Source organism: Frankia sp. AgKG'84/4 (assembly GCF_023242965.2).
Classification (GTDB): domain Bacteria; phylum Actinomycetota; class Actinomycetes; order Frankiales; family Frankiaceae; genus Frankia.
The window spans coordinates 1-7892 of record NZ_JALKFU020000225.1; the positions used below are offsets into that span (position 1 = coordinate 1).

The window sequence follows — 7892 nt, forward strand, 5'->3', positions numbered from 1 at the left end:
CACACCCCGCACCCGGCCCTCCGATCAGCAGATCACCCTTCTACCAGGGCTGATGCACCGACCGGTTGAGACCGCCATGTCCTGATAGAAATCGGAATCCTCGTCGTACAGTTCATCGAGTTTTTCCTTGCTGGCGGCAAGCGGGGTGCCGAGGAGAATAGATGCACACATGTCGGCGATCATGTGCTCATCGTCGCCCTCGCGCAGCTGCTTGACGCTAATGATTCCTTGGCTACACCATGGCGTCTCGTCCGCGTGAACTCCATAGTTCTGCCGTTCACGGGCAGAATCAATTGACACGCTTGGCATGTCCGACAAGTTGACGACTTCAGAAGACACATCGCCGCGAAGTTCGCTACCTATTCTCCGGACTAGGTCGGCGAATGGGTTGATTACGCCGGCCTGCCTTTTCTCCTGCGCACTGAGCTGGCGACCGCTCGCATTAACGCGACTGAATACCGCGGTGACTTGCTTCTCGGACTGGGGTGGGAAGATGGTTACGGCTAGCTGATAGTCGAGGAAGTCGGCGCACGCCTGCCGGCTAATGAGCGGAACGCCACCCTCGACGGTAACAGGAGTGAACAGTTTGTCTTCGGCGGCCTGGCGGGCTCGCGCGAACTCGCCGAGATCAAAATAGCGATCTTCAAAGCTGAATGACTGCTCGACGAATGAGAAGACGGCGTCAAGTCGTTGCATTCCGTCAAGAATCTCGAGTCGAGACTTACCGGATGTCTCGGCACGCTCGGCCAGAAGAATCAGGGGGATCGGAAAATTCTGAAGGACGCTGTCTACGAGGAGTTGTTTTTCCTCAACCATCCATACCAGCTTCCGCTGGTACCTGCGATTTACCACGAGCGTGTTGTCGCGGAACAGCCGGTAGGCTTCCTGGACGCTCATTCCACGTGGCGTGATGCTCATCGGCCTCCAATCGCAGGACAGCCATAGTATCGGGCGACTCCACTCGTCCCGCGATCAGGTGGACGTGGTGCTCCGACGCGCCGGCGAGCACGGCGCGCCAGCGCCGCGCGCAGCCGCCGCGCGGCGCGGCGCCTCAACCCGCCGCCTTGATCCTAAAACGAGCAATTCGGCAGGCATCTCTTCGGGTGCGTGTCAGGTGCGGGCGGTGCGCTGGGCTGTGGTCGCCATGGTGAACAGGGCCGCGGTGCGGGCGTCTCGGCTGTGCTGGGTGTCGAGGTGGTGTTGGGCGGTGTCGATGGCGGCTTGAAGTTGGTCGATGTGGGCTGGTGGGAACGGTTCGGGTAGGTGGCTGAGGGGTGCGGTGACGATGCCGTGGGCTCCGGCGGTGAGGCTGGCAGCGATGTGGCGGGCGGTGCCGTCCCACAGGGTGAAGTCGGGTCCGGTTGCCTGGTGAAGGGCGGTGATGGTGGCAGGTGGGACCTTGGAGACCTTCGCGGCGGCGGGGAGGACACCGGCGGTACGGGCGGCGGTGGCAAGCGCGGGTGTGAGGGTGGTTGGGCTGAATTCCGGGTGGCTGAACAGGTAGCTCGGTCTTGGTAGATCCGCGAGCAGGGCCAGGGCGTCGGCGTCGCTGGCGAGGGCGCGTAGGACGACCATGGGGACGACTCCGGTGGCGGTGGCGTGAGTGATGTCGGCGGATGTCCAGCAGCATGCGGTCAGCCGTTCCACCCCGATCGTCTCCGCCCATAGCTCGACTACTGCGGCACGGTCGGCTTCGGAGTCGAGATGTCCGCCGGTGGTGGTGCCAGACAGGATGAACAGGGATGCCCATGTTCGGGCAGCGCGACGGGCGTAGTCGGCGGTGGCTGCGAGATCAAGGCGTCCGTGAGGGGTGCGGAACGTTAGCGCCGGAAGGACAAGCTGCATAACGGTCAGTCCACCGGATCGTGCGGGTAGGGGCTGCCGTCTGGGCTGGCGGTCACGGCCTGGTGGATGCGCTCGGCGGCTTCGGCGGGGGAACGCCGGTTGGTTCGTAGGACCAGGTCGAACAGAGCCGAGTCGGCGGTGTCGAGATCGACTTTCGTTTCGTCCCAGACGGTCAGTCGTGCTTCAACGTCGTTGCTTCCGCGCTGGTGGGCTCGGGTCGCGGTGACTTCGCGGGGACACCAGAGAAGGACTGTCACCCACCGGGCGCGATAGCCGGTGTGCAATGCGCGGATCCCGGCGACCTCCAACGGCGCGTCTGGGCGCATGGCTGCACCAATCCGAAGTCCTGTGGTCTGGCACGCCGATGCCCACGGCGCACCGGCGGCGGCCTGGTCATCGTGCACCCGAAGTCCAGGGCAGGCCGTCGGACCATCGTTCTCCCGGCCGCTCTGGCGGCCGATCTGCGCGCGCATCGCGTGGCCCAGCAGCAGGAAGCAGACGCGGCCGGCAACCTCTGGCGCAACGACCACGGCCTGGTGTTCACCCAGCTGACCGGCCATCCGATCGACCCCAGCGCCGACCACCGGGCCTGGAAGAACCTCCTGAAGGCCGCGGGAGTCCGAGAGGCCCGGCTGCACGACGCGCGCCACACCATGGCAAGCCTCCTGCTCGCGCAGAAGGTCCATCCGCGGGTCGTCATGGAGATCATGGGGCACTCACAGATCAGCCTGACCCTCGGCACCTACAGCCACGTCGCGCCCGAACTGTCCACCGACGCCGCGGATCAGATGGGCGCCACGCTCTGGGACCGCGAGAATGACGGCCGCCCGCAGAACGACCCGGACCAGGAACCCGGCTCGGCGTAGACCGAGTGTGCGCTCTGGCTGCCACCCTGGCTGCCACCAAAGATCGCCGATCTAGAAAAACGCCGGCCGCCGGGGGTCCGGGGGTCGTCCCCCGGGCAGACATAACGGCAGGTGGCGAAGCTGATCGAAGATCAGCGAGCAGGAGAAGGGAGCGCGTGGGGCGGGTGGGGCTCGAACCCACGACCGACGGATTATGAGTCCGCTGCTCTGACCGGCTGAGCTACCGCCCCTCGGCGAGCTCCGGCGGGGAGAGATCCGGGTGGCCGAGTGCCTACAGCGTAGCGGCTTCGGCTGGGGTCCGACGCGGCTGTGGTCATGGTCGGTGGTGGTCCGTGCGGGCGGCCGGCTTCGGCGGTCGGGCTGTGGCGGTGGCCAGGACGTGTCGGGCGCTGTCGCAGGGGCGACACCGTCGGTATGGCCAGTGACAGCTGCGACGACGGGACGGCATCGGCGTCGCCAGGCGACGGCAGGGAGTTGCTCACGGTCGGCCATGGCACGGCGGACCGGGCGATCCTGACGCCGCTGTTTCGCGGCGCGGGGTTGGCGTTGATCGTGGACGTCCGCAGTGTGCCTGGTAGCCGGCGCAATCCCGACGCTGGTCGGGAGGCGCTGGCGGCGTGGCTGCCGGAGGCTGGGATCGATTATCGCTGGGAGCGGGATCTTGGGGGATTCCGCCGGCCGGCGCCGGACTCGCCCGATGTCGTGTGGCGCAACGCGTCGTTCCGGGGATACGCCGGTCATACCCGTGATCCTCGATTTCAGGCCGCTATGGACCGGCTGCTCGACGGCGCCGGTCAGGTGCGGACCGCCGTGATGTGCAGCGAGTCGGTCTGGTGGCGCTGCCACCGGCGGATCATCGCGGACGTCGCGGTCCTCGCACGTGGCTGGTCGGTTCGCCATCTCATGCATGACGGCCGGCTTGTCGAGCACATCCCGACGGCGGGCGTCCGTGCTCGCCCCGACGGCCTGCTCGTCTACGACCGGGTCGCCGTCGTGAGCCACCAGGGCGGGCTGTGGGACGACGAAAGTCGGGGCGAGGTGGCCGGTGGGTGAGGAGGTTGCCGCGGACCGCTGACCTTCCTCGCCGGCCTCGGTCGACACCGGCTGTCCGGCACCAGATGAGCAACCGATGGTTGCGCTACGACTGTCCTGCGGGTACGTTGATGCGCAACCTAAGGTTGCGGGAGGTTCGGCATGGAGTACGGAGCGCTGGAACGCGAGATCTTCGTCGAGGCGTCGCCCGAGGTCGTCTTCGAGGTGGTGAGCAGCCCGGACCATCTCCAGCGGTGGTGGCCGGACGAGGCCCACTACGAGCCGGTGCCCGGATCGACCGGTGAGATCGTCTTCGGCGATCCGGCCGCCGGCGGCAAGGCGGTGCCGTTCACCGTCGTCGCTTCGCGGCCGCCGCGGACGTTCACGTTCCGCTGGACGCAGCCCGCCGGCGAGACCGCCGTCGAGGGCAACTCGCTGCTGGTCACGTTCGACCTGACCCCGTCGAACGGCGGCACGCTGCTGCGGATGACCGAGAGCGGTTTCCGCGAGATGGGCTGGGAGATCGCCGTCCTGGAACACGAATACCAGGATCACCGCACGGGCTGGGACTTCTTCCTGGGCCGCCTGGCGCCCTACGTCGCGACGCTGACAACCCGGCAGTGACGATGCCAGCGGGATCGGCGCCAGCGGGATCGGCGCCAGCGGGATCGGCGGCGATGGTCGACGACGACCTCTGGTCGGCGATCGGCGACCCTACCCGGCGCCGGATGCTCGACCTGCTGCTCGGCGCGGGCGGCGGAACGGCGACCACGCTCAGCCAGGAACTGCCCGTCACCCGGCAGGCCGTCGCAAAGCATCTCGGCGTCCTGGACCGTGCGGGCCTGGTCCGATCCACCCCGGCGGGCCGGGAACGGCGCTACCGGGTGGACGAGGCGCAGCTCGCCCGCGCGGTCGCCCAGCTGGCCTCGGTCGGCTCGGCGTGGGACGCCCGCCTGCGGCGTATCAAGCGGATCGCCGAGGCGATCCAGCAGGCCAACCAGAACGACTGACGAGAAGGAGCCAGGAATGGTGGACATCCTGCACCGCGTCGGCACGCTGAACCCGACTCCGGCGAAGGTGTACGACGCACTGACCACGATCGACGGCCTCGCCGGCTGGTGGACCGACGACACGACGGGCAGCGCGGACGTCGGCGGCACCCTCGCGTTCCGCTTCCCGCCGGGCGGCTTCGACATGTCGGTCGTCGAGGCGCGGCCGAACGAGCGGGTTTGCTGGCAGGTGGTGGACGGCCCCGAGGAGTGGATCGGGACGACGATCGACTGGGACCTGCGCCAGGACGGCGACTACACCATCGTGCTGTTCCGCCACGGCGGCTGGAAGGAGCCGGGGGAGTTCATGCACCACTGCTCCACCAAGTGGGGCTCCTACCTGCTGAGCCTGAAGGCCCTGGTGGAGACGGGCACCGGCGCGCCCTCGCCACGGGACGTGCGGATCAGCGACTGGCACTGAGCCGGTCCCCGCGGGTCGGGTCCTCGGACGTCGGGTCCCGCCGCCGATGGGCTCGGGTCAGTGGATGAGGCCCTCGTGTCCCCAGCGGGGGGTGGGCCCGGGGTCGCCGAGCGCGGTTCCGACGGGCTCCTGAGAGAGTTCCTGCGCGATGGCGGTGCCCCAGTCGAAATACGCCATCAGCGTCGCGGCCAGGTCCGGGCGGTCGGGGAGGACCTCGTCGATCGCGGCGGCCATCAGGTCAAGCCAGCGCTGCCGATGCTCGTCGCGGATGGCGAGGCCAAGGTGGCTGCGCAGCAGCTCCTGATGGCCACCGAGGCGCGCGGTGAAATCCGCCGGGCCGCCGAACACCTCGGCCAGCCAGACGGCGACGTGCTCGAGGTGGGTGGGCGTGAAGTGCGCGAACACGGGCGCGAGCAGCTCGTCGGCGAGCACGCGGTCATAGAAGGCCGCGGACAGGCGCCGCAGCCCGTCGAGCCCGCCCACCTCGTCGTACAGCGTGGAACCCACGATGACCTCCCGGCGTCTGGGTGCTGCGCTCCTCGGGCCCAGCCTGCCAGACCGGTAGGTCACGACCTGACAGCACCAGGTCCAGGGGAGTGGTTCTACACGCCGTCGGCCGGCGGTGGCGGAGTTCGGGGAAACGTCCCGCGCGCTCCGGCCGCTGTCCTAATGTGTGGCGGGCCACGTGGGCCTGCTCGGGGCAGGTTGTCCGCGGAGTATTCGTATCGGTGATATGGGGGGGTTCTGTGAGTCATGCCGTCGAGCCTTTGGTCGATGAAACTCCGGCGTACTACCGTCGGAACTTCGGATCGTTCTCGCTGGGTACGGAGGAGGAGCTGGTCGGCGCCGCCATCGAGGTGAGCGCCGCCCAGTTCACGGCGATTGTCGACCCGGCGAAGGCCCCGGATGTCCAGGCGCCGGCAAAGGTGTTCGGTCTGGTCGGTCCGGTGAACAGCACCGAGGTGCTGGTGGAGATCACCCGCGACCTTCCTGTCCTGACCTCGGCGAACTCCTTCAAAATCGAGCTGCGGACGACGCCCACCGAACGCAATGACGACGCCGGCTGGCGGCGAAGGCGCGCCGCCCTCGACTTCACGATCGACACCCTCCACGCCCAGCGCAACCAGGCCCTCGCGAACCTGGTCGGCAACGAGTTCACGCTGACGGCCTTGGACGCCGCATACACGCTCCGCGTTCCCCAGCCGGTCGTGAACACCGACGTGCAGGTCACGGTGGGGATTCCGGCCGCGCAGATCGGCATCGACATGTCAGCGGAGGACGCCGCCCACGGGATTCTGCACCCGCTGCTCAACGTCACCTGGTATGAGACGCAGTTCGAGGACGACAGCATCCGCGACACCTTCGGCGCGGACACCATGCGCCGGCACGCCATCGTGATGTCCGCGATCCTCAAGTGCGCGAAAATCCTCAAGGCCAACCGGATGAACCTCGCGACCGCCACCGCGAAGAACGCCTGGGGTGTCCTCCCGCGTCATCCGCTGTCCATTCTTCTCGCCCAGATTCCGGATGCTGAGGAAAGTCTTGTCGTGGCCGGCGACATCCTGCGGGCGGAGATGCCGACCTGGCCGAACGCGCAGGCGGAGGTCATTGACAAGGATGTCTGGGAGGCCGCCAAGCTTCGTGTCTTCGGGCGGAACTACCCGAACAACACGGCGACCGGCACCACCATCGCCGGCAGCGTGGCGCTGTTGTTCGAGTACCGCGCGCCGGACCGCCGCGACGGACGCTTCACCGGCCGTTTCTGGCGGCGCCCAGGCGACTGAGCCGCCGGGCTGTCGCGCGAGCGCGAGGGCGGGCCGGGAAGTCATGGTAGGCGAGGTCGAGGCCGCTGCGGATCCCGCTGCGCCCGCGTGCCCGGCCATCGGTCAGGTGTTGCGGCCGCCGTTCACACCAATGGGCTGCCCGGTGATGTAGCTGGCCTCATCGGATACCAGAAAGGCGCAGGCCGCGGCGATGTCCTCCGGCCGGCCGGCCCGGCGGACGGGGGTGGTTGCGATGGTCTTCTCGATGGGGCCGCCGAGCAGCCCGCGCGCCTCGGCCTGGCGCAGCATCGGGGTGTCGATGAACCCGGAGCAGGTGCACGTTGAACGCGAGGAAGGCCTCGGTCAGCTCGGGTTGGCGCACCAGCGTCGCCAGCGCGTCGCCGGTGCCGGTGCCGGCGACCTTCTTGAAGAGGGGACGCCGCCACTCTTCCTTCCCGTGAGTCGAAGTTACGGATCGTCGCCACCGTTGTGGTGGATCGCCGGGTCTCGCCGTAACGCCGTCTCCCGAGTGCCGGTGACGCCGACCGCGAGGTCCCGTTACCGGGTCGGCCGGCTGGCTGACCCGGTCGATGCGGACTGACGCCACCTTCGGGCGGCCGTTGGCGGGTTCGTTCCCTTGCCGGCGAGCGCCCGCCGCTCGGCACCCAACCAGGCAGATGACAGGCGGGGCTGTCCGCAGTGGCCGGCGCCCCGACGGACCGTCTGACCGGGAAGCGCGCGGCCGGCACCTTCCCAGTGATCGTCCAGCAGAACCCTTACGTGTTCGGTGGCGACCCCGACTCGTTCTTCGTGAGCCGGGGCTACATCTTCGTCTCGGTGGACGTGCTGATTCCCGCCGGGGTTACCGCCGCGGGCGATCGGTGGTCGCCGCGCCGGCCAGCGCCCGCCCGCGGCG

Annotated in this window: 11 protein-coding genes, 1 tRNA gene and 1 pseudogene; 7 read left to right on the plus strand and 6 right to left on the minus strand. The window is 68.3% G+C overall.

The genetic code is table 11. The features are described from left to right. Window positions 1–24: 24 nt before the first annotated feature. From MXD58_RS14925 to MXD58_RS14935, 3 genes are all read right to left on the minus strand, one after another. Complete coding sequence (locus MXD58_RS14925; protein ID WP_248839227.1) at window positions 25–918, minus strand: DUF262 domain-containing protein; 894 nt, start codon at window positions 916–918, stop codon at window positions 25–27. 192 nt (window positions 919–1110) lie between these two features. Continuing rightward, window positions 1111–1845, minus strand: a complete 735-nt coding sequence (locus MXD58_RS14930) for a hypothetical protein (RefSeq protein ID WP_248839228.1) — start codon at window positions 1843–1845, stop codon at window positions 1111–1113. Window positions 1846–1850: 5 nt separating this feature from the next. Beyond that, on the minus strand, window positions 1851–2171 hold the full coding sequence (locus MXD58_RS14935) for a hypothetical protein (protein ID WP_250609423.1): 321 nt from the start codon (window positions 2169–2171) through the stop codon (window positions 1851–1853). Window positions 2172–2321: 150 nt separating this feature from the next. Between MXD58_RS14935 and MXD58_RS14940 the strand changes: the two genes are divergently transcribed. Then, window positions 2322–2711 (plus strand): tyrosine-type recombinase/integrase, encoded by a 390-nt coding sequence (locus MXD58_RS14940; protein ID WP_374616135.1) that lies wholly within the window; start codon window positions 2322–2324, stop codon window positions 2709–2711. A gap of 156 nt (window positions 2712–2867) precedes the next feature. Here the strand turns inward: MXD58_RS14940 and MXD58_RS14945 are convergent. Beyond that, window positions 2868–2941: transfer RNA gene (locus MXD58_RS14945), tRNA-Ile, on the minus strand. Between the two features lie 184 nt (window positions 2942–3125). Here MXD58_RS14945 and MXD58_RS14950 point away from each other — a divergent pair. The 4 genes from MXD58_RS14950 to MXD58_RS14965 all read left to right on the plus strand — a co-directional run bounded on the left by MXD58_RS14950 (window position 3126) and on the right by MXD58_RS14965 (window position 5213). Then, window positions 3126–3764, plus strand: a complete 639-nt coding sequence (locus tag MXD58_RS14950) for a DUF488 domain-containing protein (protein WP_248839230.1) — start codon at window positions 3126–3128, stop codon at window positions 3762–3764. A gap of 141 nt (window positions 3765–3905) precedes the next feature. Then, window positions 3906–4367, plus strand: coding sequence for an SRPBCC domain-containing protein (locus MXD58_RS14955; protein ID WP_248839231.1), 462 nt, complete (start codon window positions 3906–3908; stop codon window positions 4365–4367). 53 nt (window positions 4368–4420) lie between these two features. Beyond that, a complete protein-coding gene (locus MXD58_RS14960; RefSeq protein ID WP_248839232.1) occupies window positions 4421–4753 on the plus strand; it encodes an ArsR/SmtB family transcription factor in 333 nt (110 codons plus the stop codon). Between the two features lie 16 nt (window positions 4754–4769). After that, window positions 4770–5213, plus strand: a complete 444-nt coding sequence (locus MXD58_RS14965; RefSeq protein WP_248839233.1) for an SRPBCC family protein — start codon at window positions 4770–4772, stop codon at window positions 5211–5213. Window positions 5214–5270: 57 nt separating this feature from the next. On the opposite strand, the gene MXD58_RS14970 is transcribed toward MXD58_RS14965, so the two are convergent. Beyond that, complete coding sequence (locus tag MXD58_RS14970) at window positions 5271–5720, minus strand: group II truncated hemoglobin (protein ID WP_248839234.1); 450 nt, start codon at window positions 5718–5720, stop codon at window positions 5271–5273. Between the two features lie 260 nt (window positions 5721–5980). On the opposite strand from MXD58_RS14970, the gene MXD58_RS14975 reads away from it, so the two are divergent. Continuing rightward, window positions 5981–6997, plus strand: a complete 1017-nt coding sequence (locus tag MXD58_RS14975) for a hypothetical protein (protein ID WP_248839235.1) — start codon at window positions 5981–5983, stop codon at window positions 6995–6997. A 102-nt stretch (window positions 6998–7099) separates the two neighbouring features. Here the strand turns inward: MXD58_RS14975 and MXD58_RS14980 are convergent. Then, window positions 7100–7303 (minus strand): annotated as a pseudogene (locus MXD58_RS14980) (SDR family oxidoreductase); the annotation flags it as partial. Window positions 7304–7675: 372 nt separating this feature from the next. Here MXD58_RS14980 and MXD58_RS14985 point away from each other — a divergent pair. Beyond that, window positions 7676–7892 (plus strand): CocE/NonD family hydrolase (locus MXD58_RS14985; protein ID WP_250609425.1); only part of this gene is annotated, 217 nt, incomplete at its 3' end.